This is a genomic window from Photobacterium galatheae (genome assembly GCF_000695255.1).
Classification (GTDB): domain Bacteria; phylum Pseudomonadota; class Gammaproteobacteria; order Enterobacterales; family Vibrionaceae; genus Photobacterium; species Photobacterium galatheae.
Map to the genome: position 1 here is coordinate 54966 of NZ_JMIB01000043.1, position 22705 is coordinate 77670.

Consider the following 22705-nt stretch of genomic DNA (forward strand, 5'->3'; position numbering starts at 1 on the left):
ACCACAACCCAGACAACTTTGTACAAAACAAATCAGGCAAAGTACGGTACATTGACCGGATGCGGGGAGAAAGACTCAGGAAGCACCGATGACAAAGAAAAAGCAAGCAATCACTTATGGTCAGGTCAGTGAAATTGAAGGGCTGGACTATCTCAATGCCAGATACATCGAGCAGACGTTTTCCCGGCACGCTCATGAAGGGTACTGTGTGGGTGTGATCAGTCAAGGCACACAAGGGTTTTATCATAACGGCGCGGAACATCTGGCGCCGCAAAATACCATCATTCTGGTCAATGCCGATGAAATTCACACCGGCTATGCCGCCACAGAGAATGGCTGGAGTTACCGGGCCATGTATCCGCTCCCCCAGCTCTTTGAGCAAATCAGTGAAGATTTGGGCAAACCCGAATACGGTGCCCCCTATTTCCGGCAATCGGTTGTCAGAGACGACCAGCTTGCCGCTCATTTTCGGCAACTCTTTGATACTTTAGATCATTCATCAGATCCAATATACAGAGAAACGCTCATCTACACGGCACTGACTCAGTTGGTTATCCGGCAGGGATGTTCACGCATCGATATCAAACCGGCCAAAGGCTCAGACAAAGCGCTGGCGATGGTGAAAGAGTTTCTGGATGAGTATCCAAACTGGCAGATCACGCTCACAGAACTGGCTGCACTGGCCTGCATGACCCCGTACAGTCTGGTGCGCGCGTTTAAACGTAAATTTGGTTTACCGCCACACGCCTATCAAATACAGGTCAGACTGAGACTGGCAAGACGCCTGTTAAAACAGGGAATCGCAATTAAAGATGCAGCCATTGAAGCCGGTTTCCACGATCAAAGCCATTTCCATCGTCATTTCAAAAGTGCTATGGGGATCACACCCGGACGTTATATGAAACATGTGTAGCAAACTTTTGCCTGCTACATTATTAGCATTCACTTCACACGCGCCTCAAGAAAGGAATCCGAACAATTCATTCCGTCATTACCATGGGCGTGCTATCCGGAAGGAAAACCGTGATGATCATTTCAACGACCTTCTCAATCGTCTTTCTCTCTCTGGCCTATGTGCATCTCTTTATCTCCTCCGTAGATATCGATGCCATTACCATTGTGCTGATGGTGTTAGCCGCTTTGCCCTGGGTTTTTCCATATCTGAAATCACTGGAATTACCGGGGGGCATCAAAGTTGAAATGAAAAACGTCCTGAAAAAAGTCGAACAAGCTTCGGCAGAAATTGACGGCGCTCTCCCGACCAATGGTTTCCAGGGGGTGGACACATCCCTGGCTTTTATTGCGCAGCGGGTGGAAATTGAAAAAATTGTTCGGCAATATCAGCCAGATTTACCCTCTTCTCGTTTCGCTCTCACAACCCGATTAACCAAATTGGCAAAAGAAAACATCCTGCAGCAACATCTGGCAGATGCGCTGCTTGAAATCGTCAAACTCGGTAACCTTGCTTCACAAGGGCAATTCGTGCACACCGAGGAAGCAGAACTGATCCTGATGCGTTCCGGACCGTTACTGGACAAACTGGAACAAACGCTCAGTCAGGCGATGACAGAGGAAGCTGCTCTGGCTGATTAAGTTAAGGCAGATGATCAATCTCATCCTGAATTTGATAACCTTTGTCCGTCACAATTTTCTCCAGTACCGCCACACGTGCTTTCAGCTCGCTCATCTCAGCCCGCAGTAACTCGGCTTCTTTACTCGCCAAACGTGCACTCTCCTGCTGCTTCGCCTGAAGACGCAGATATTGTTGCAACACGAGCGCCCCAAAAATGATGGCAACAATCCAGACGGCTGTCATAGTTCCACTCCTTAAACGTCATTACGACTCATGATGAAAAGCCGAATTTTTAAAAACCGGCGAGTCCGCCATGCCAGCGCTCGCACCACACTCACCCGGCGTGACACCAAACTTCCGCTTGAATGCGGTAATAAAATTCGACGGATGATGATACCCACATAAATAGGCGGCTTCACTCACCGAGATATTTTCCAACTGCATCATATCCCTCGCTTTTTCCAGGCGACGGTTGCGAACATAGTCGAAAACGGTACATCCAAGTCCGGTCCGAAAACGGCGTTGTAGTACGCTGACACTCATCGCCGATGCCGAAGCCACCTCCTGTAAGCGTACGTCATGATGCAAATGTGCCTCTAAATACGCAACCACGCCCGATAACTGATCGGGGATTTGCTGCATCTCATGATTCCTTGGCTGAAACTGTGCCGATTCGCTGTTCACCAGTTGCCGGCATAACTTTATCAGAATCTGCTGCCCTCGCGATTCCAGCATCAACTGATGCAGCCAGGGGTCATCAACCTGTTCTACCGCTAAGATCTCTTCGCAAAGATGCAGCATTTCCTGATCCGGCTGCCACCGCCAGCGCGCCAGATGGGTTTGCAAGAACTGACTGAGCGGTTCAGGCAGAGAGAGATTATTTTTATCAAACCATTCCGGATTCACCAGCAGGTTCACCTTTCGGATCTCTTGCGCATTGGCAACAATATGACGCCTGAAGGCACACTGACGAGCCAGATTCACCGCAATCGCTTTTGCGCCATCACGGGCATCCAGCACATTATCCATTGCGTCGTAGCCAAACCGAATCCGGCCTGCCAGTAACAGCGTAATACAAACACAAGGACCGGCATTGGACAGCACGTCCGCATCGACCAATTCATGGAAGGTGCCGGCTTGTACAATCAGTCCGCTGCGAAACTGGCTGTATTGAAACTTCCCCTCTAACAGCGTCTCATTTGGTTGCCTGTTGTCTGACAGGATGCGATCTGCACAGTGACTGTGTTGACTCAATCTGGCCATCACGACACGCTTTCTGAGCGTATTCGAAGGGTTCTTTTCAGGATTGGTCACTTTCATCAACTCCATCTCCACTGTGTCATTTGCCAATAACTATTAGACGATTTGGCATAACGATCCTGCCTTCTCAAAATCTGCCCACGAAAATATCATGAATGCGAATCAATATCATTACTGATAATTCTTATGGTTATGTCACAGGTAGGACCAAGCTCACATGTTCAATGACCAACATTTTGATGTTTCACCATTCAGAGTTTCCACACTTTCGATTACCATCGCCACTTTACTCTCTGTGCCTTTTCAAACACTTGCGGCAGAACAAGAAAAGCACCTCGACGAAGTTGTCGTCTGGGGTGCTAAAGTCTCCAGTTCGTCTGAATTTATCACCGATGAAGATATTTCCGTCCGTCAGGCCGATCACCTCTCGGATTTACTGCGGGATATCCCTGGTGTAGATGTGGGTGGCACCCATTCAGTGAACCAGCGCATCAATATCCGGGGGCTCGGCGAAACGGATCTGGATATTCGCTTAGATGGCGCTTCACAGTATGCCAATATGTTCCACCACGTGGGGAACCTGACACTGAACCCGGACATCATTCAGGCCGTCGATGTTCAGGTCGGGGCAAACTCAGTCCTGAACCATGGTCTGGGCGGTTCAGTGATGTTTGAGACCAAATCCGCCAAAGATTTGCTGCGTCCCGGCGAATTATACGGTGCACGGTTCTTTGCCGGATATGGCAGCAACGCCTTTACCCAGGGTTCACTGTCTCTGTATGGCCAGCTCACAGAATCACTGGATGCACTTTTCTATGCCTACCAGATCGATCGGGACAATTTCAAAGACGGAAACGGGAAAGAAACGCTCGGCTATGACGGCACGGTAGACGATATGATGCTGAAACTGGGCTGGGAACCTGCGGCGAACCAGCGCCTTCAGTTCACCTATGACCGCTATCGCGATAAAGGCGACTATAACCCCCGTCCGGATATGTCAACGGCTGCCAACAACGGTCTGACACAGGATCAGCTGACCCCGACCCACTACGATCGCGATACTTTCAGTGCCCGTTATCATCTGAATCAGGGGGATGTACTGGATCTGTCTGTGACTTTGTATCAGAACCAGATTCAGCTCAAACGTGATGAATCCAGCCTGATGCCATGGCCGCCGAACCGGCAGAGTGTCAACACCGCTGAAAACATCAATACCGGAACAACCATTCTGGCGGTTTCCAGCGTGAATCTGGGCAACACGCAACATACGTTCCGCTATGGCGGTGAAGGCAATATTCAGGACAGCAAGAGTCAGTATGGCGCACAACCGAAGATGAAGGAAACCTTCACGGCCTGGGCACTGTATCTGGAAGATAGCATCCAGATCACCGATGCGTTCACCGTCACACCCGGCCTTCGCTACGATGCTGTCGATCGGGATGCCCTGACTGGCGATAAAACCTTTGATGATGTCAACTGGGCTCTGGCCGCAGATTACGACGTGACAGAGAACCTGACGCTGTTTGCCAGCACCCGTTCCCTGTTCAAAGCACCGCCGCTGCTGGAAACTTTCGTGAACTTCCAGGACGTCACCTTCCTGGCTGAAGATATTAAGCCGGAAACCGGCCAGAATACTCAGGGAGGCCTGCGCTGGAACTATCATCAGGGACTCAGCAGCTATGGTTCTACCCTGACAGTGTTCAAGACCCAATTAGATGATTATCTGGCTGACCGATACAGCGACGGCAAATATATCTTCTTTAACAATGGCGATGCTGAAATCGAAGGTTTCGAAGCCAGCTTCTATTACGGTTATGATGCGCTGATGGCGAAGCTCTCTTACGCCAAGGCAGATAATAAAAATACAACCAACAACACCCCAATCATTGCCTCCAATGGCCGCAGCAGTGATGTCGGTGACAGCATCGGTCTCGCGCTGGATTACAGCCTGTATGATTACGATCTCTATCTGGGCTACCGGGGCCAGTTCGTCCTTGAAGAAGATAACGTCCTGCCGGGCACACCGGTGAAAGACAGTTATGATGTACACAACATTTACGCGCAGTGGGCGCCACAGCAAATCGACGGACTGGTCGTGACCTTTGGCATCGACAACCTGTTCGATGCAGCTTATGTCTCGCACGCCTCCCGCTCCGGTACCGCACGCGGACTGAATACTGCGGATCTGGAACCGGGACGTAACATCAAGATCTCGGCTTCCTATCAATTCTGACGAGAATGCTCACTCGCATCTGATTCCCCTGCCAACCAACGAAAAAGCCGCCCATCACAGGCGGCTTTCTTTCCAGTTCTTCAGAATGCAGAACTTACTGGTCAGCACTGGCGAGCTGCTGCTCCGTCGCCAGTGGCAACTTATAACTTCCCTGACGGTAAAGCTTGCCACCCAGCAGGGCATGAGCCAGCGCACGCTTAGATTCGGCCTCATTGACTGAAGCTGGTGTCATCGACTGCGCACCAAAATCATAGTGATAACCAATCGGTGCTTTACCCGGCTGCAGAACGACCAGCTTATCCTTGGTCAGATAGCCAAAGTTCTTATCAAACTGCATCATGGCACGCTGGTATTCCGGTGCCACGTCTTTTGTCAGGTCATGACCAATCATCGGTGACGTATTCTCCGCACCAATCAGTGACAGCAGGGTCGGCGCCATATCAATATTACTGGCCAGACGATCATCCTGACGCGGCTGCACATCCCCACCCAGAATCACGGCCGGAATGTGGAAACGGTCCACCGGCACAGGTACTTTCCCTTCTGCGCGGGCGTCATGGTCTGCAATCACAATAAAGATAGTGTCTTTCCAGTATTCAGACTGTTTGGCTTTCGCGAAAAACTCACCCAAGGCTTTATCTGAATATTTCACCGCATTATTTCGGCTGTGCTCAGGCTGTTCATACAGCTCAATCTCACCGTCCGGGAACTCATATGGTGAATGGTTACTGCTGGTGAAGACCAGACTGAAGAACGGCTGACCGGTATTGTGAAGACGGGTGAATTGCTGATCCGCCATCTGATACAGATCCTGATCCGACGCGCCCCACGACCCCACAAATTTCGGATTTTCAAAATCAGGCAGGTCGACAATTTCCTCAAAACCATTGCCGAGGAAGAAAGACTTCATGTTGTCGAAGTGGCTCTCCCCCCCATAAATAAACTGGGTATGGTAGCCCTGGCGCGCCAGCAGTTCTGCAATGGTGTAAAAACCGGTCTGGCTTTTACTCAATTTCACAACGGCGCGCGAAGGCGTTGGCGTAAACCCGGTGGTCATCGCTTCAATGCCCCGGACAGAACGGGTTCCCGTGGCGTAGACCTGCGTCAGGTTCCAGCCTTCCTGCATCAGCTGATCCAGATTCGGGGTCAGTGGCAGTCCCCCCAACGCACCAACAAAACGCGCCCCCAGACTTTCCTGCAACAGAATCACCAGATTCTTTTTCCCTTCGAATGTGGGCAGGTTAGTATTCAGCGTCGGAATATCGTCAGAGATAAAGCTGTCTGGACGACCCGATGCCTGACGCACCATTTCAACGACTTCATCCAGTGGCATCTTGCCATAGAATTCTTCTGCATTTTTCTCAGAACCCATGTTTTTCGCTGCAAAGATCACTGAGTATGCCGAGTTCAGCGTCAGATCATTTAACAGCGGGTCCGTCGAAAACGCCACCATAGCTGGGTTCAGTGGACGATGCTGTAATGTTGACCGGGCACCCATGACACCAACGACAATCACAACGACTGCCAGTACCGGACGCCAGAACCATTTCGGTGCGTTCAAATCACGCACAGCGTAACCACTCAGTTTCCAGCCCAGGAACAAAGTCAGCAAAGTTCCCAGCAAGCCAATCGCCAGTTCCAGCTTGTAACCAACCCAGAGCATGCTGAAGACTTCTTTCGGGTAAATCAGGTATTCCAGAAACAAGCGATTCGGACGTAGGTTATATTCTGTAATAAAAGTCGGTGTCGCCAGTTCCATATAAACCAGCACCCAAAGGCCAGCCACCAGCCAGACTCTGAGCAGGAACAACCAGAATTTACCAACGATCCCCTGAACCGGCAGGAGCGTGAGCAGCAAAGAAGGTAACAAAAGGAGCCAGCACAGCGTCGAGATATCGATCCTGACGCCTTGTACCAGAATCATCATCCAGTCCTGCCAACCCGTCACGTGCTCAGCCTGCCAGGCCGTCAGCAGTACTCGGGAAAGACTCAGGAAAACCAGAGACATGAGGGAAAACAGGATGACAGGGAACAGCAACCCTGTCTTTTGTTTAAGTTTTTGCATTACAACTACATCCGAATAAACGGCATCCGGAAAAACGGACTACCAGTACAACTTGAATAAAATCGCCAGCCAGATCCCACCAGCAAGAAGCAGTGAAACAAACACTGCCGCAGAACCAATATCTTTTGCCCGTCCACTCAGTTCATGAATTTCGCTGCCGATCCGATCAACCACAGCTTCAAGCGCTGAGTTCAGCAGTTCCACAATGACCACCAGAAATAAACTGGCAATCAGAAGGATGTGTTCAACGAAACTGACGGGCAGAAAAAATGAAATGGCAGTAAGCAGCACAAGCAGACAAATTTCCTGTCGGATCGCAGCTTCATTTTGCCACGCCGCTTTCAGGCCCTGCATCGAATAACCCGTTGCCTTGACGATGCGAACGACCCCAGTGTTACCAGGCTTCATAGTGTTCCTTGTCTAATTTTAAAGTCGGACAAAATAGTGAAAAATTGCTTTGATGTCAGCAGTAAGTTGCTTAGTTATGAGCTTACTCCAATTCAGGCTGACCTTGTTTCGTCATTTTGTGATGTTTAACACGCCCCAAATGTCTCTCGTCAGAACATCCATCTCAAAATGCCCCCATCCTGACAGCCATTCCTTAAGAATCACTTAAGAAATAGCCCCGCCACCACGCGTAATGAATTAAACAGGGAGCTGCTGCCCGGTTTTCACGGTTCTGATGGCCAGATTGGTATGGATATCCTTCACCATGGTTAACAGTTGAAGCTGACGGACGAAAGCCTCGTAATGCGGCAAATCTCTGGCGACCACTTCGAGCAGGTAATCGTAAGCTCCGGAAATGACATGCGCACTGATCACTTCCGTCATGTCACCGACCACTTTTTCAAACGCATCAATGGGTTGATCATTGTGATTATTCAGGCTGACATTGACGAAAAAAGTCATCATCAATCCCAGTTTTTGTCTGTCCAGCGTCGCCTGATACCCCGAGATAATGCCGTCTGATTCCAGTTTTTTAATTCGTCTGGCACAAGGTGACACGGACAAACCCACTTTGTCGGCAATTTCCGCTGTGCTTTGCCGTGCATCCCGTTGAATTTCCTGCAATATCTGCTTGTCTTTTTTATCCATATTCCTTGCCGCCTTTATTCTGTCGCTGAATCTTGAAATCCCTTTCGCCGAGAATAGGGAAAACAAACTAAAATTATCAAAAATATTAGTAAAACCTACCAAAAATACTCATGATGAAGGCCAATTTTGCCAACTTTTCTCCCTGACAATAACTGATACTGGAGATAACTCAATTGTCAGGATTCACACAATGCAAAAGTCCGCCTCCACGCTGCTGACAGGGCTGTCAGCGATGATAATCACCTTACTGATCTGGTCCGGTTTTTTCCTTTCGCTTCGCGCTTCCAGCCACTCGAATCTCACCACAGCTGATATTGCGCTGATTCGCTTTGTTCCGGCAGCTTTGCTGTTCAGTTGGTTATGCCGGCACAAGTTCAAACGTATCCTTCAAACGCCAAAACGCTACCTGCTCCTGATCTGCTGGGGAGCCGGGCTTCCTTATTTCCTGATTGCCGGACAAGGCTTACAGTATGTCCCCGTTGCGGATGGCGCGTCGCTGATCCCCGGTATCCTGCCACTGTTTGTTTCGGGAATCGCCGTCTTCTGTTACCGGGAAACGATTTCACCGGCCCGAAAAGCGGGACTGATCCTCATCGCGATTGGCGTGGTGGGATTTGTTGCCAAATCATTCGCGGCCGGTCAGCCTGGCATGCTGCTCGGTTACAGTATTCTGCTGTTCGCCAGTTTCAGTTGGGCGTGGTTTACCATCGCCATGCGGTTATCCGGACTCTCTGCGATGGAAGGGGCTGCGGTGATCGCCATTTCAGGCTGCCTTTTATTAACGATGGGTGCACTCAGCGGTCAAATGTCCTTCAACCTGCTGTCTTCAGATCATCATGAGGTGTTTTATCATTTTCTGGTGCAAGGTGTCGGGGTGGGTATTGTGTCCAGCCTTTGCTATACCATGGCGATTTCAAGGCTGGGGGCAGAAGTGAGTGCGGCACTGGGTTCGTTTACGCCGGTTTTGGCAGCCTTGATGGCGATCCCTTTATTTTCAGAGCCGCTGTCAGAGCAGACGATGCTGGCCATGGCGCTGATTGTGATGGGTGCGCTGGCTGCCAGTGAAGTGCTGCCGGTCAGTCATAGTAACCTACTGAAAAAATTACGCAGACAAAGAGCGGGGTGAGATCAGGCAACCCCCATCAGGCTTTTGTATGTTTCAACAGACTGCTCAAAAAAAGCACGTTCATCATCGTCAGCAATTTTTTCAGCCTGATTCAGAAATACCTCAGGACCAGCTTTGCCGTTTTTCAGTTGCCAAACGGCATAGGCTGCCTGCTTATCCAGTTCCACACGGTTTTTCTCAGAATCTGACAGTAAACACAGATTATGCATGATGTATCCCTAAAGTGAAGTCAGTCGCGGAAGGGCGTCATAGTATCGGATTTCGCATGAATGTGAAGCCTTTCCCTTTCACAGAAGTACCTCAGAAACACCACGAAACAGTTAAACTAAAACCCCAGATGTGTAGACACCACCCAAGTAAATACAACCACAACCACAGTGATCAGGGCCACACTGATCACCGGATTCAGTGTGCGCTGGCTGGGGTACCGGATGGCATCCATGACAGACGGTTCATCTGTGTGTCCGCTCCCCGTTCCCGCCTGGCTCAGTTGTGACAGCCCTTCGCTGATACAGTCTTCTTCACTATCAATCACCTGCGCATCAAACCAGCGCTGGCGATCAACCAGACGATCAGCCGGTACATGACGTGGCGACCCGAATTGTCCGGTACGCGGTTCGATGACGCTAATCACCATCAATGCATCCGACTCCCCCCAGACCCAGCAAGGTAAATAATTCCCCTGAATATCGACCCGACAAGGGAATGGATACCGATCGCTGGTCAGCAACTGATTCACAGGCATCCCGATATGCTGGAGCGCATTTTGCGCACTTTCCAGCCAGGGCTGAATGGCATGACGGTAGATGTTCTGGCGAAGTGGCAGCAGGCGGGACAAACCACGAAGCACAAACGGCTGATATTCAGAGCGAATGTGTTGCTGTTGCCAGAACTGCTGTGCAGGCTGAGTGTCCTGCAATGCAAGAAACACAGCCTGGCAGGTTTTCTGATAACGTTCATAATTTGTCATATTCACCTCCGCAGACTCCGTTTACCATGAGTGTAAGTGTTCCTGACCCGTTGATCGTTGATCTCATCGGGAATTTCACAAATATGAGAAATTTTTGTGAAACCAGATGAGAAAATACATTCGGGTCCAAAGCACCTTCTCGGAATGTCTTTTCCTGCGTTTCTATATCGTTTACTCAGCCATCAGTGCCCTGCTATTTCCTGTCTTTCCTACATAAACCCTTCGATATAAAACGATATATTTTATTTAAAAATCAACAAACTATCGTCATTCCCGCGCAGGCGGGAATCCACTGGGCACGAGATGAAAGTAATCTGCCAGAATCATTTCCCCCCTCATTTCTCGTGTAGTTCTTCCTCAAAAGTCACTGGCTCCCCGCCTGCGCGGGGATGACAAAAGGAAGCGGGGATGACAAAAGGAAGCGGGGATGACAAAAGGAAGCGGGAATGACAGAGAAGCGGGACAACAGGAAGGAGCGGTTACCCTTTCGCCAAGTCTCATGACCTTTCAGATGTGATTAAGAGACAGGCCATTTCTGTGACGCGGCACTGCCTCAGTTTCTGGAATGCCCTGCTCCCGTAGCCAGCCCATCAAGGTTGGCAAAAATGCTTCCGTCAGTGCCTCCTCCTGCAGCCATGTCATTTTCAGCCACTGCCAAACCCCAAACTGCTGCTGCGGGAAAACATCCGAATTCAGCAGGCCATGACTGGCTTGCCGAAGCAACGCCGTGGTGACCTTCGGGTGTGGCTGGTGCTGCCAGAATTGATATTCATAGCGGGCATCGACATTCAGATCGTCTTCTCCCCACAGGAGCAAAGTCGGAATGCGGATGCGCTGATAATCCTGCCGCGCATCTGTGAGAAAGTTCTTCATCACAAAGGTGAACCGCTCCGGGGACATTGCATCTTCACCAGCCCGACTAACATACTCGGCATACGCCGGTCCGGTGCGAAGAAAGGCGATTTCTGCATCGAAAAGGCGAAGTTGCTCGGCGATTTGAGCCGGACTTGCGCCGTTTTGACTGTGTTGAATTCGGGTGTAATAGCGCCCCTGCTCCACCCAGTTGGTGGCAAATCCGACTCCAATCGCGAATCCGAATCGGTCATCACGTGCCGCCAACGCCGGCACCACCCAGCCCGCTTGGCTAAAGCCGAACAACCCAGTACGCTGCGGCGCGATCCCATGAGTTTCCTGGACCCACTTCGCCACCGCCAGTACTTCCTGTTGCCGCTGGGCCATGGTTTGCGCCAGCCAGTTGCCTTCCGAATCGCCGACACCCGGTTTATCCCAGCTCACCACCGCAATCCCCTGCTGTCGCAGTGTTTGCCAGATCAACGGATAGTAGCCATTGGCATCGTAAGGCATGGCACTGTCGCCGTGAACAAAGAGCACCGCAGCACTCGGCGTGTTTTGTCCCAACGGCGGCAAATACTGGCCCGACAGCCGCTTGCCGTCATGCCGCAACTGAAAGGGCTCTGCATGAGCACCCGGCAACATCAGGCTGACCCAGCACAGCACCAAAAGAACGGTTTTCATCCTTCCTCTCCCCCAGCAGATGTCCGATTTCCCCGCTCAGTGCCAGAGACACATGCAAGCACAGCGTAAAAATCCATCACATAAACATACTAGCTCCGCCTACGCCCGAGTGAGCCTCAGATCGCGACCGCCAGCACCGCACTGACGCAGGCCGGAGCCACCATTCAGTTTGCCGATCGATCCTGAGGGCTATCACCTTGAAATGAACCGCGAGGTCAAACTCACGACAAGCGGCATGCAGTGAACGCATGCTCCTGCTGAATAAAGTACGAAAAGCAAACGTCTGCGCGACAGAGCATAAGAGACGAGTAAGCGAGCGGAATTGCTGGCATGTCCAGTACAGTAATACAGGCTGAGTGTCCCGCAATGCAGAAAACACAGCCTGGCAGGCATTCAGGCAGAATTACAAGCTGAAACCAACACTCAGCAAAATAGCATTATTGTCTACATCGCCCATATCGCGATATTCATAGCCTAAAGAGACATCCAGCAATGGAATAATTCCTAATACGAATCCAGCACCTCCCGCAAATCCCCAACCATCATCGCTTTGTTTCACACCGGCGAGCTTGCGATCAACGTCATAATAGTTCCCACCGGCTTTCGCATACACGCTCCCAACAAGTAACGGAATATCTGCCTGAAGCGTGATCGGGACAGACGTATAATCAATGTCATTTTTTGCCGAAGTTAAGTCCGAATCCACTTCCCCACTGCCAATGGCCAACCCAGCATTCACGCTGAAAATACTGGTCAGTCGATAGGAAGCATCCACACCATATTCATAGCCATAATCAGAATTACCATCATACTCAAGCCGCGCAGCACCAGCATGCGCGCCAACAGACAATCCCAGAATATCTGCACTGGCTGGCAGGCTGAGCATCCCGATAGCCAATGACATCATTACTTTTTTCATGTTTACGATCCCTTCGAAGAAAAAGTCCAAAACAGTCTGTGCCCATTCAACCTTTAGTCTATTTCTCCATTTTCACCAACTAAAGCCACCGGAAAAACAATCAGATACTGACAATTTTCATGGTTCTGTCACAAACACAGTGTTTTCCTCCTGCAAAGTGAAATCGATTACACCCATGTATTAGTCAAACCTTCAGCCAATTCCGGTGACTAAGAGATTAAAATTCAAAGTTATTGCATTATCTTCCTGTTAAAAAAGGAAATAATGCTTATTGAGTGTTTTCATTCATCAATTGAGACTCAATGCGAACCGAACAAAAAGCAAACGATTCGCTTCAAGCTTTCAACACAAAGAGTAAGTAAGTCTGGATTACGCCGCAGATAATCAATAAAATGTGATCGATTTCAAAAGTTAACGGGCACAACTTTCCTAGACTGGCCCCAGATTCAACGGCAGCCTTTTGGCATTGTTTATTTTTTTGCCGCCGCTGTGTTGAGGTTATTTCAGACAAGATGTACCACTGAGTACGACATACAGAGGGTAAACACATGAACGAGATTCTGCTCGCAACTGTTGCAGGATTAATTGTAGGACTGTTCTTCAGTGCGGTGAAGCTGCCATTGCCAGCGCCACCTGTTCTGCCTGGTATTATGGGTATCGTTGGTGTTTACCTCGGTGGTATTGCGTACCAGGCAGTTGTTGAACGTTTCTTCTCATAATTTTTTTCACGAATAACTTGTCAGGAGTCCGCTATGGCAACCCCGCATATCAATGCTGAACTTGGTGATTTCGCAGAAACTGTACTGATGCCAGGTGACCCGCTGCGCGCGAAGCTGATCGCCGAAACTTACCTGGAAGATGCGAAAGAAGTCTGTAACGTCCGGAACATGTTTGGCTACACCGGCACCTATAAAGGTAAGAAACTCTCTGTCATGGGTCATGGTATGGGTATCCCATCCTGCTCGATCTATGTGCACGAACTCATCAAAGATTTCGGTGTGAAAAATGTGATTCGTATTGGTAGCTGCGGTACGGTGAGCGATGACATCAAACTGATGGATATCGTCATCGCCATGGGCGCATCAACCGACTCGAAAGTAAACCGCATCCGTTTCAACAACCATGACTTTGCAGCGATCGCAGATTACCACCTGCTGGAAACCGCGGTCAGCGAAGCACGTGAGCAAAATGTACCGGTTCGTGTTGGTAACGTTTTCTCTGCCGATTTGTTCTACAGCCCTGAAGCTGATCTGTTCGACAAAATGAACAAACTGAACATTCTGGGTGTAGATATGGAAGCTGCCGGTATCTACGGTGTAGCAGCAGAACTGGGTGCAAAAGCACTGACCATGCTGACCGTCTCCGATCACATTACCCGTGGTGAGCACCTGAGCTCTGACGACCGTCAGAAATCATTCCATGCCATGATGCAGGTTGCTCTGGAAACCGCGATCAAAATTTGATGCGGCACCGTTCTGACCTGTCCACCGGACCGAATCAGAATGGCAAAGGCGGTCACTGTTACCGCCTTCAACCCAAGGATTAGTCAGCTCAAGCAAGGCATACCGCCTGTCGCAGCTCAACATTCTGTAATATGTGGCGTCTTACACAATTTGAAGCGGGTAATTCCGGGCGACATTGCAATGCCTGACCGTTTGGGCCAACTAATGGGTGCTGAGTCATCATAAGCGGTAATGACTCGGCACCTTTTTCTATGATGTTATCGGAGTGGGACTCGATGATAGCCAGCCAAAGACAATCTGCATCATTGCCGCCAGCCAGTGGCCATTGGCAGTTCAATCATTGCAAAACGGTCCATTGCCGCAATTTTGGCTCGCATAACCCCGACGATTACATCATTCAGCTGACCAACCCGAACCGTCCTTCATTTATCTGTAAGGAATGCGGTGCATTTCCACCCTTGATCAGTAATCAGAGTGTGGTGGCCGAATGGCGATATCTCAAGCTTCAGCAAAGTAACGGATTACCCGCCTGCAATAATCTCAACTGTGAAAACCTGGGTCTGCCCGTGCTGACGCACCGCCATTTATATCATGCCTTTGGCTACAGTGGTGATCGCCAGCGTTATCGCTGTAAATCCTGTCAGACAACTTTTGTCGATCGCTGGTCGGGCTTTAACCCCAAACATCAGATTCAACAAAAACTACTCGCGCTGCTGTTTACAGGTCACCCAATTCGGGATATTTGCCGGCGTCTGAGCATGAATCCGAAAACCTTTTATGACCAGCTCAATCATATTGCCAGCCGGTGCCGGCGGCAGTTGTCCGTTTTCGATGCCCGTCTGCTGCAAAGCCGCTCGCAGCTGGCACTGGCCTGTACACTCAGTCCGTTGCAACCCCATGCTGAAAATGGCGTGAACTGGATCGCCAGCTGTGAAGCACATTCCGGGTATGTCCTCAGTCAGCATATCAATTATCATCCGGAAGATACGGGTGAGGCTGCGGCTGTGCATGACCCTTACAGCCCGAATGCCCGTTTCATGACGAAACCAACGCATCCAGGAACAGCGCCTGAACCCGTCACAACCCAGGGTTTACTGGCTCAGGTTGATGCGAAATACCGTGAAGTGCTGTCAAGGCCACATCTGGAAGATCCAACTAGCGCCTTGAAACTGAGCCACTTTCCGGCCAAAGGCAAACTGGTGCGTCCGCAATATGCAACTTACGCACACTTTCTCCAATTAAACGAACTGCTGAGTGAAGAGACACAGCTCATGCTTTTCATGCCGCAGGAACCTTTGCTGCGATCCGCTTGCCTGTCCGTTTTTCTGGACCGGATTCGTTCCGGCACCATTGAGCCAGTCTATGTCGAAGAAGATCCCGATTGGCCACAAGGGCAGCCGGCTGGAAGAATTGATATCGTCCTGCTTGGGTGGTGGCGTGACCGCTGGGCATTCACACGCAGTGATCAGGTCAGTAAAGGAATTTGTCATTTGGGCGGGGAAAAAGATAATGAAGCCCGATGGCTACAACTGGCTTCCCATCGGGCTGTCGATCAATATCAGCAACGTTTTTATCAGCAGTTTGCGCAATTAGTCGATGAACCGCGCCGCAAAGCACGCCCCGGTGGACTGCTGCCTTTGCTGGATATTTACCGTGCATGGCACAACCTCTGTCGTCAGGATCGAAACGGCATGACCCCTGCGCAACAACTGGGTTTATTGCGATCCCCGTTGACACTGGAGCAATTGCTGAATTAGCCGCAACACCCTTGCGGCTGATTCAGCTCAGCCGCCTGATTCTGCCAAAAAGAATCTGATACGCCTTAAAACGACAATATTCCTGAACTGCTCTATTTATCACACAACACCCCTTTGAAATATTCTCTCTTTGGCATAGCCTTTCTTTCAGAGTATTCTTCGATCAAGTCGTGAATCAATTGAGGTCAAGTGGTGATAAGGATTGTCCCCAACCGAATTAAACCGATTCTGCTGGTCAGTATGCTGGCTGTCGGCATTATTCCTTCCTATATCTATGGCTGGATCAGCAGTGAGAAACTCAATGAAATCGCACTGGACAGAATCGCGAACGGCATCAATGCACGAAATATTATTGCAGCGCAAAGTCTGGATCAGACTTACACACTCCGATTAAAAAACCTGTATTTACTCAGCCAGTCTCCCATGTTTTCCCGGCCGGCAACGCAAATCAGCCAGTTCTTCTATAATTTTGGCCAGATCGACACATCATTTGCCGCAATGCATCAGGTACGACAGCAAGACGGGAAGTTTTACCTGGCCGCAAGTTCAAAAGAAATGGCAACCCTCGATGCCATTGATACGCCTGATGTCACTAGCATTGAAACGGCGCTCACCGAAAACCAAAGCGAAAGATATATTTCAAAACCGCGGGTCAAAAACGATGAAGCCACCGTTTTTCTGGCCAAAAAAATCCGTCATCAACCCGATGGCTTTTTGCTGATCGAATACAAAATGGATGACATTAAACATCAGCTGAAAAAATTAGGAAATGAAGTCAGCAGTACCGATCATGTTTACCTGACAGATATTGATGGGAAATTACTTATCTCCAGTGCAGATTCCCCCTTATCCCAAAAACAATTTCAACAATTCTATCAAGAGAATTTGCTGGCCGAGGCTGAACAACAAACGTCAGTGCTGCCATTCAGGAATGGGATCAACTATTACAACAATCCAGACGGCGAGGCGATGATTGCCGCTGTTGTTCCTTCCCAGACACTGGATGCAAATGGATTACCGATATGGACTTTAGTGACCCTGACTTCGCAAGACAATGCCATCAGTGTGATTGATGAACTCCATCAATTTCTGATGCTCGCATTAGTCATGGTCAGTGTCTTCATTGTGGTCCTTTCCATCGGTCTGACCAAACGCATTACCGACCCCATTGCGAAGCTGACCCGGTTTGCCTCCCAGTTCCGTTTGGGAAATTATCAGCGTCACCCTCATTTCAAGGGCCCATATGAATTTCAAGTACTTCATGATGCGCTCAATCAAGGTGCTGACAAAATTTCGGCCGATACCAAACGGCTGAATCAGGCGCTGGAGAAAGCCAAAGCTGCCGACAAAGCAAAATCGGCATTTCTCGCAAACCTGTCCCATGAAATCCGTACCCCCATGAATGGGATGCTGGGTCTGTCGCAGCTGCTGCTGAAAACAGAACTCACGCCAGAGCAGGAGCATCATCTGCATACGCTGCTTGAGTCCGGTAAACATATGATGACTCTACTCAATGATATTCTGGACTTCTCAAAAATTGAGCAGGGTCAACTCAAGCTGGATAAAACCCATTTCCGTTTTACCGATCTGGTTGGCGCGATCGAAAGCACTTATTACTCTCTGGCCAAAGAAAAAGGCCTGTCATTTCACATTGATTGCGGCTTCCCGCAGGAAACCTGGTTTTATGCGGACAAATCCCGTATCCGGCAAATTCTCTTCAACCTCATCAGTAATGCCATCAAGTTTACGGATAAAGGTGAAGTGCGTGTCCGCATGAGTCTGACGCCTTTGCCGGATGAACAAAAACAACAGCTGAACATCGTGACAGAAGATACCGGGATAGGGATTGCGCCAGAACGGATTACCCACATCTTCGATCCTTTTGCACAGGCAGAAGTCTCCACCAGTCGTCGCTACGGTGGTACTGGCCTGGGCCTGAGTATTGTACGTCAACTGGCCCAATTGATGGGTGGCGATGTCGTGCTGACCAGCCATCCCGGGACAGGCACCCATGTCACCGTCAGTTTATGCCTTGAAAAAGGGATTCCCCAGAAAGAACTGGCGCAACCGATTGAAATTGATAAAAAAGCATTTGCCGGTCTAAACGTTCTGGTGGTTGAAGATAACCACCTGAACGTATTAATCATGGAAAGCTTCCTGAAACAGTGGGGCTTCCACACTTTTACGGCTGAAAACGGCCTCGAAGCGCTGGAGATGATTCAAAGCCAAACCTTTGATCTGATCCTGATGGATAATCATATGCCGGTCATGGATGGTCTGGAATCCACCCGCCTGATTCGGGCCCTGCCAGAACCCGGCTGCATCGTACCCATTTTTGCCTGTACCGCCGATGCGTTCGAAGAAACGCAACAAAATATGCTCAATGCCGGTGTTGACTGTGTGATCACCAAACCCCTGGATGAAAGAAAACTGCTGGATGCCCTGCAACGGTTCCGACATCGTATTGATTACATGGCATCTTTAAGACAGCATGCGCTCACACAATCCGATTTCGACAATCAATCCATATTCAGTGATTCAGTTCTCAATACCGATACAATCAATGCCCCTGAACCGTCGGAGCACCAGGAAACCGGCTTAGCGCGCTTGACCCTCATCGCCATGGATGAATTGTCTGAGATGCTGGATCAGGACTTGAGCATGATTGCACAATTCCTCATCATCTTTGCTGATGATCACCGGGAATACGACCAAAAAATCCGTCAGGCAATTCTGGATGGTGATCAGGAACAAGCCATCTTACTCAGCCATACTTTAAAAGGTGCCTCCGCCAGTCTCTGTGCACACCCACTCAGCCATGCTGCGATGATCGTTGAAAAGCAGCTGAAAGCAGGCCAAACCCCATCTGAGGCAGAGCTTTCAGCCTTATCCAGTGCGTTACAGGCACTTTGCGCTGAAATTCAAAGTCTCTCGGAAGCAACAACCTCTGTATAATTTTCTGGCTCATCACCCCGTGGTGATGAGCTGACATGCGACTTGCTGTCCAATGAAAACCTCAAAAACCACCGAACATTTGTTCACACCCCCAAACAAATGGTCACACAATGAAAACATCGTTACTTTGGACAACATCTGCACCAACCCGTGCACTTGAGTTTCATTGTGTAAAATTTGCCTGATTAAGCGAGTAATCCGGGCTTTGAGATTGACATTTACACTGAAAAATTCAATTATCGGGACATCAATTGTTCTACAGCGATCCATATGTTCATACCTGTTGGATCAGGTGCAGACGGATCCTGACAAGAGCAGTCAACTGGCTAAACTTAAAGCTTGCACAAACACAGCAAAGGTCGAGAGATATGAGCACGAAACTGGAACAACTGCGCGCACTCACTACTGTTGTTGCCGACACCGGCGACATCGAAGCGATTAAGAAATATCAACCGCAAGACGCGACCACCAACCCTTCCCTCATCCTGAAAGCCGCAGAAATTGAACAGTACGCGCCGCTCATCGACGATGCGATTGCTTATGCGAAAGCACAAAGCAACGACAAAGCACAGCAAATCGAAGATGCTGGTGACAAGCTGGCCGTAAACATCGGTAAAGAAATCCTGAACGTAGTTCCAGGCCGCATTTCTACAGAAGTTGATGCACGTCTGTCTTACGACACTGAAGCAAGCGTGGCAAAAGCTCGCAAGCTGATCAAAATGTACAACGATGCTGGCATCAGCAACGACCGTATTCTGATCAAACTGGCTTCAACCTGGGAAGGTATCCGTGCTGCGGAAGTCCTGGAAAAAGAAGGCATCAACTGTAACCTGACCCTGCTGTTCTCTTTTGCTCAGGCGCGTGCTTGTGCGGAAGCCGGTGTTTACCTGATCTCTCCTTTCGTTGGCCGTATCATGGACTGGTACAAAGCGAAAGAAGGCCGCGATTTTGAAGCTTCTGAAGATCCGGGTGTTCTGTCTGTCACCAAGATCTACAACTACTACAAAGCACTGGGTTACAACACGGTTGTCATGGGTGCAAGCTTCCGTAATACGGGCGAGATTCTGGAACTGGCAGGCTGTGATCGTCTGACCATCAGCCCGCAGTTGCTGCAGGAACTGTCTGAAGCTCAAGGTGAAGTTGTCCAAAAACTGTCTGCTGAGGTTGCTTCTGAAGAGCGTCCAGCACCAATGACACATGCAGAATTCCTGTGGGATCACAACCAGGACCCAATGGCGATTGAGAAACTGGCGGAAGGTATCCGTAACTTCGCCATCGATCAGGGTAAACTGGAAACCATGATCGAAGCGCGCCTGTAATCCTGCGCAAAATATTGAGAGCAGCACAACGCTGCTCTCTGTCTTTTTATGATTAACTTGAATTGAGTAAGAAGAATATTATGGATCGTAAAGTACTTGCGAATGCAATCCGTGCCCTGAGCATGGACGGTGTACAACAGGCGAACTCTGGCCACCCAGGCGCTCCGATGGGTATGGCAGACATCGCTGAAGTTCTGTGGCGTGATCACCTGAACCACAACCCGCAAAACCCAAACTGGGCTGACCGCGACCGTTTTGTGCTGTCTAACGGCCACGGCTCCATGCTGATTTACTCCCTGCTGCACCTGAGCGGCTACGCGCTGTCCATTGACGATCTGAAAAACTTCCGTCAGCTGCATTCCAAAACACCGGGCCACCCAGAGTACGGCTACGCACCGGGTATCGAAACCACCACAGGCCCACTGGGTCAGGGCATCACCAATGCTGTGGGTATGGCGATTGCCGAGAAGTCTCTGGCAGCTCAGTTCAACCGCGACGGCCACGATATCGTTGATCACTACACCTACGCTTTCCTGGGCGATGGCTGTCTGATGGAAGGTATTTCTCACGAAGCTTGTTCTCTGGCGGGTACGCTGGGTCTGGGCAAACTGATCGCGTTCTGGGATGACAACGGTATTTCTATCGACGGTCACGTGGAAGGCTGGTTCTCTGACGACACGCCAAAGCGTTTCGAAGCTTACGGCTGGCATGTCATCCCAGCGGTTGACGGCCACGATGCTGCTGCAATTAACGCAGCGATTGAAGCCGCGAAAGCAGACCCTCGTCCAACCCTGATCTGTACCAAAACCATCATCGGCTTCGGTTCTCCGAACAAAGCAGGTTCTCACGACTGTCACGGTGCGCCACTGGGTCACGACGAAATCGCAGCAGCCCGTGAATTCCTGGGCTGGCAGCACGGTCCGTTCGAAATCCCTGCCGACGTTTACGCAGAGTGGGATGCCAAAGAAGCTGGCGAAGCGAAAGAAGCTGCCTGGAATGAAAAACTGGCTGCTTATGAAGCCGCTCACCCGGAACTGGCTGCAGAATTCAAACGTCGCGTCAACGGCGAACTACCAGCACAGTGGGAAGCAGAAGCAAGCAAGATTATCGCTGATCTGCAAGCCAACCCTGCAAACATCGCATCCCGTAAAGCTTCTCAGAATGCGCTGGAAGCCTTCGGTAAGATCCTGCCTGAGTTCATGGGTGGTTCTGCTGACCTGGCACCTTCGAACCTGACCATGTGGTCTGGCTCTAAATCTCTGACTGCTGATGACGCATCCGGTAACTACATTCACTACGGTGTCCGTGAGTTCGGGATGACAGCGATCATCAACGGTATCGCACTGCACGGCGGTTTCGTCCCTTACGGTGCAACCTTCCTGATGTTCATGGAATATGCCCGTAACGCGATGCGTATGGCCGCGCTGATGAAAGTGCAGAACATTCAGGTGTACACGCACGACTCCATCGGCCTGGGTGAAGACGGTCCGACGCACCAGCCAGTTGAGCAAATGGCTTCTCTGCGCCTGACACCAAACATGAGCACCTGGCGTCCGTGTGACCAGGTTGAATCTGCGGTGGCATGGAAACTGGCCATTGAGCGTAAAGACGCGCCAACCGCGCTGATCTTCTCGCGTCAGAACCTGGCTCAGCAGGAGCGTAGCGAACAGCAAGTTGCTGATATCGCAAAAGGTGGTTACATCCTGAAAGACTGCGCAGGCAAACCTGAACTGATCCTGATCGCGACAGGTTCTGAAGTTGAGCTGGCCGTCAGTGCTGCAGCCGAACTGAGCGCAGAAGGCAAGCAAGTGCGTGTGGTCTCTATGCCATCTACCGACGCATTCGACAAGCAAGACGCAGCTTACCGTGAGTCTGTCCTGCCGTCTGACGTCACTGCCCGTATCGCAATTGAAGCCGGTATCGCGGACTTCTGGTACAAGTATGTTGGTTTCGACGGCCGCATCATCGGCATGACCAGCTTTGGTGAGTCTGCACCAGCTGGTGAACTGTTCAAGCTGTTCGGTTTCACCACTGAAAATGTGGTTGCAACCGCGAAAGAACTGCTGGCGTAATCCAGACAGTCAAACCCAATCAAACCCGGCCATTTCTGGCCGGGTTTTTTTATACCCTCGATACTGATCTGAAAACCGCTTCCCCTTATTTCCATCTCAGTGTTGTTTTGTAATACGCGTCATTGGCAGACACAGGCTGCTGAACGTGCTTCTGGTCGAGATTGAGATCTGCTCTGAGATGCTCAGGGATATCATTTAAAACCTGAAGGCTTTGCCGTTTTTGCCGCCAGCTTTGAAATTGAGAAAAACCATGCTTAACTGAAGCAACAACTTGTTTCACGGTGGGGAATACAGGATCATACATCGTCATCATAGCATTACTGCCTGTTGTTATAAAAAGTATGATTTATTCTTGTTCACCG

19 protein-coding genes are annotated in these 22705 nt (G+C 50.0%); 10 read left to right on the forward strand and 9 right to left on the reverse strand.

Annotation, left to right across the window (positions count from 1 at the left end):
- Positions 1–88: 88 nt before the first annotated feature.
- Both EA58_RS19360 and EA58_RS19365 read left to right on the forward strand, forming a co-directional pair.
- Positions 89–913: an AraC family transcriptional regulator gene (locus tag EA58_RS19360; RefSeq protein WP_036756804.1), complete on the forward strand. Its 825-nt coding sequence runs from the start codon at positions 89–91 to the stop codon at positions 911–913.
- Positions 914–1026: 113 nt separating this feature from the next.
- On the forward strand, positions 1027–1593 hold the full coding sequence (locus EA58_RS19365; RefSeq protein ID WP_051642249.1) for a DUF4145 domain-containing protein: 567 nt from the start codon (positions 1027–1029) through the stop codon (positions 1591–1593).
- 1 nt (position 1594) lies between these two features.
- Here the strand turns inward: EA58_RS19365 and EA58_RS19370 are convergent, their stop codons facing one another.
- A complete protein-coding gene (locus EA58_RS19370) occupies positions 1595–1816 on the reverse strand; it encodes a hypothetical protein (protein WP_036756806.1) in 222 nt (73 codons plus the stop codon).
- Between the two features lie 21 nt (positions 1817–1837).
- Positions 1838–2893, reverse strand: a complete 1056-nt coding sequence (locus EA58_RS19375; protein WP_161781083.1) for a helix-turn-helix transcriptional regulator — start codon at positions 2891–2893, stop codon at positions 1838–1840.
- A gap of 157 nt (positions 2894–3050) precedes the next feature.
- On the opposite strand from EA58_RS19375, the gene EA58_RS19380 reads away from it, so the two are divergent.
- Positions 3051–5066, forward strand: coding sequence for a TonB-dependent siderophore receptor (locus tag EA58_RS19380; RefSeq protein ID WP_036756816.1), 2016 nt, complete (start codon positions 3051–3053; stop codon positions 5064–5066).
- 94 nt (positions 5067–5160) lie between these two features.
- Here the strand turns inward: EA58_RS19380 and EA58_RS19385 are convergent, their stop codons facing one another.
- The 3 genes from EA58_RS19385 to EA58_RS19395 form a co-directional block, all read right to left on the reverse strand.
- Entirely contained in the window at positions 5161–7131 is a 1971-nt protein-coding gene (locus tag EA58_RS19385; RefSeq protein ID WP_036756818.1) for an LTA synthase family protein, read from the reverse strand.
- 39 nt (positions 7132–7170) lie between these two features.
- The gene (locus EA58_RS19390) at positions 7171–7539 is read right to left on the reverse strand and encodes a diacylglycerol kinase (RefSeq protein WP_036756821.1); all 369 of its coding nucleotides are present in this window, start codon (positions 7537–7539) and stop codon (positions 7171–7173) included.
- Positions 7540–7776: 237 nt separating this feature from the next.
- Positions 7777–8226: an Lrp/AsnC family transcriptional regulator gene (locus EA58_RS19395; RefSeq protein WP_036756823.1), complete on the reverse strand. Its 450-nt coding sequence runs from the start codon at positions 8224–8226 to the stop codon at positions 7777–7779.
- 190 nt (positions 8227–8416) lie between these two features.
- Here EA58_RS19395 and EA58_RS19400 point away from each other — a divergent pair, with 190 nt between their 5' ends.
- Positions 8417–9352, forward strand: coding sequence for a DMT family transporter (locus EA58_RS19400; RefSeq protein ID WP_051642250.1), 936 nt, complete (start codon positions 8417–8419; stop codon positions 9350–9352).
- A 2-nt stretch (positions 9353–9354) separates the two neighbouring features.
- Here EA58_RS19400 and EA58_RS19405 read toward each other — a convergent pair whose 3' ends face one another.
- The 4 genes from EA58_RS19405 to EA58_RS19420 all read right to left on the reverse strand — a co-directional run bounded on the left by EA58_RS19405 (position 9355) and on the right by EA58_RS19420 (position 12777).
- Positions 9355–9564, reverse strand: coding sequence for a DUF3283 family protein (locus EA58_RS19405; RefSeq protein ID WP_200872216.1), 210 nt, complete (start codon positions 9562–9564; stop codon positions 9355–9357).
- 113 nt (positions 9565–9677) lie between these two features.
- Positions 9678–10322, reverse strand: a complete 645-nt coding sequence (locus EA58_RS19410) for a hypothetical protein (protein WP_036756825.1) — start codon at positions 10320–10322, stop codon at positions 9678–9680.
- 507 nt (positions 10323–10829) lie between these two features.
- Positions 10830–11858, reverse strand: coding sequence for an alpha/beta hydrolase family protein (locus EA58_RS19415; RefSeq protein ID WP_051642251.1), 1029 nt, complete (start codon positions 11856–11858; stop codon positions 10830–10832).
- Between the two features lie 403 nt (positions 11859–12261).
- Positions 12262–12777 (reverse strand): porin family protein, encoded by a 516-nt coding sequence (locus EA58_RS19420; RefSeq protein WP_036756826.1) that lies wholly within the window; start codon positions 12775–12777, stop codon positions 12262–12264.
- Positions 12778–13325: 548 nt separating this feature from the next.
- Here EA58_RS19420 and EA58_RS19425 point away from each other — a divergent pair.
- The 6 genes from EA58_RS19425 to tkt all read left to right on the forward strand — a co-directional run bounded on the left by EA58_RS19425 (position 13326) and on the right by tkt (position 22343).
- Positions 13326–13496, forward strand: coding sequence for a XapX domain-containing protein (locus EA58_RS19425; RefSeq protein WP_036756827.1), 171 nt, complete (start codon positions 13326–13328; stop codon positions 13494–13496).
- A 33-nt stretch (positions 13497–13529) separates the two neighbouring features.
- Positions 13530–14240, forward strand: coding sequence for a purine-nucleoside phosphorylase (deoD, locus tag EA58_RS19430; RefSeq protein ID WP_036756830.1), 711 nt, complete (start codon positions 13530–13532; stop codon positions 14238–14240).
- A 275-nt stretch (positions 14241–14515) separates the two neighbouring features.
- Positions 14516–15997 carry a lactate dehydrogenase gene (locus EA58_RS19435; protein WP_036756832.1) on the forward strand — a complete coding sequence of 494 codons (1482 nt, stop codon included), beginning with the start codon at positions 14516–14518 and terminating at the stop codon, positions 15995–15997.
- Positions 15998–16189: 192 nt separating this feature from the next.
- A complete protein-coding gene (locus EA58_RS19440; RefSeq protein ID WP_235199654.1) occupies positions 16190–18952 on the forward strand; it encodes a hybrid sensor histidine kinase/response regulator in 2763 nt (920 codons plus the stop codon).
- Positions 18953–19320: 368 nt separating this feature from the next.
- Positions 19321–20271 carry a transaldolase gene (gene tal / locus EA58_RS19450; RefSeq protein ID WP_036756838.1) on the forward strand — a complete coding sequence of 317 codons (951 nt, stop codon included), beginning with the start codon at positions 19321–19323 and terminating at the stop codon, positions 20269–20271.
- Positions 20272–20351: 80 nt separating this feature from the next.
- Positions 20352–22343 carry a transketolase gene (gene tkt / locus EA58_RS19455; protein WP_036756840.1) on the forward strand — a complete coding sequence of 664 codons (1992 nt, stop codon included), beginning with the start codon at positions 20352–20354 and terminating at the stop codon, positions 22341–22343.
- Positions 22344–22705 lie beyond the last annotated feature (362 nt).